At 56.8% G+C, this 1928-nt stretch carries 1 protein-coding gene; it reads right to left on the reverse strand.

Annotation, left to right across the window (positions count from 1 at the left end; translation table 11 throughout):
* Window positions 1-62 precede the first annotated feature (62 nt).
* On the reverse strand, window positions 63-1928 hold a 1866-nt coding region (locus tag RRY12_12840; protein ID MEG2185560.1), incomplete at its 5' end, for a hypothetical protein.

Raw genomic sequence — 1928 nt, forward strand, 5'->3', positions numbered from 1 at the left:
CAACCGAATAACAAGACAAGCCCGGGGGAAGTGCTACACACCTCTCCCGGGCTCATTTTCTGTTAATCCTTCTTTGTGGACTTCACGCCGCCGCTTTTAAGTTCTCTTGCCAATTGCTCTCGCGTGTCTGTCCGTGCCTCGCTCTGGAGGCTTGCTATAAGCTCAGCGCGCTCATCGGCATCGGCGCGTTCCCAGCGGTTTGTGCCGGTCAGCCTATCATACGTCTTGGTGAAAAGCTCGTTGTAAATCTCTACCTCTCGGGCCTGTTGGTCGGCGTTAAGGGAATATTGGTAACCACTTCGTCGCGGGTCCGCAAAGCTTTTGTCAGCGTAATAGCCGGAGTTGAGCAGCGCCCCCCGCGCCTCGTCGGTGAGCCACGTCATCCCCACTACCGACTGGATCGTGTTTTCCTCTGGGTTTACCTTGGCCAGTGTTCTCAGCACAATAGCGTCTACCGCACTCGCACCCGTTGTGCCCCGCACGGCGCTGACCCAGGCGTCGGCTCTGTACTCAGGGGCCAGGTCGTGCTTAGCGCTCTGCGTGGCGTATTCATATACGTTCGTTACGGCCATCGCCTTGGCTTCCTCAGTCATGCTCTGGTAAGCCGCGCCGTTAACGAGTTCTGACATAAGGGCGTAAGCTGTCTGTCCTCTCGTCTTACTGTATTCCACGTACTCGTCGGCGGTTAGATCCTTGCGAACCTTATCCACTGTGAAGTATTTCGCCGCAGATGCCGGAAGCACGGATGTATCGCCAATGGCGTCAGCAAGGCGCTGAAGTTCACAGTCCACTGCCGTGGCCTTTACCATGTTGAAGTAGCCGGGAGACAGGAAGTTCTCGAACGCGCGCAGAATGACGCTCTGCGTCGAGTCGGTGCGCCCCCATCGATCCACATACTCCGCACGCTGCGAATTGAGCACGGGTATTTTTGCCATTACGCTGCTCTGTATGAATCGGTCCAGCGTTGCGGGCCTTTTGCTGTTTTTGTCGATATAGCTGACCCGACGCTCTGCGTCCATTGTCCTGGCGATCTGCCCCCCTATGGTCGGGAAGCCCTGGCCCAGATAGCTGGTGAGCATGTTAACAATAACGGCGCTGAGTGGGTTCTCGTCGTAGCCTGCAGAAGTGAGTGTACGGTTCAGGCCGTCCAGCATGGATAGGCTGAACATTGGCTCCGCCACAAGGGTCAGCGCGTCGGCAAACTCTGCGGTAGTCAGCGCTTCGTCGCTGGAAAGCATATCGTGCAGCTCCGCGCCCACAAACAACGGCAGGGCAACTGGCGCCATCCAGTCGATGGTGTAGTTCACGTCGCCTATTTGGATGGAGTAGGTCTGGTATCCCTGTAGCTCATCCATGGCAGCCTGCTTGTCGTCGTCATCATCCCCGCCATGCAGCAGACCGAGACGGGACAGCAGCATACCCAGCGCGGTTATCATGGTTCCGGTCATGCCGGCGGCCAACTTATCAATGAACTCTGCTCCGGTAATTCGTCCGCTCTTGAGTTGCGCAGCGCCGATGGTTATAGTCTCGAGCAGCCCCACTGGGCTGTACTCCACGCCGCGCTTAAGAATGTTGAACGGTGTCTTTGTAAACGGCAGCAATCCTTCCATTAGCGCACCGGTGGCCGGCAGCTTCTTCAGTCTGTTTAGCGCCACAGCCGTCGCGCTAAAGTCACGGTATGTCGCCTTCTGCGCTTCGTGAATCGCGTAGGCTCTGGCTTCCTCCATGAGCTTTTTGCCATCCTTCGTAGACTTCAGGGTAGCTATATCCGCGTCCCTGGCGGCGAGATACTGGGACATGGCGCTGGCATAGGCGGGTTTGAGCGCCTTTGCGTCTTCCCACTCCAGCGCGTAATTGTTGAACTTGCTCGCGGAATTAACCCAGCCGAACAGCTTGCTCTTGAAAACCACCCGCTTATCGCGAATAAC

It is taken from the genome of Cloacibacillus sp., assembly GCA_036655895.1.
Lineage (GTDB): Bacteria > Synergistota > Synergistia > Synergistales > Synergistaceae > JAVVPF01.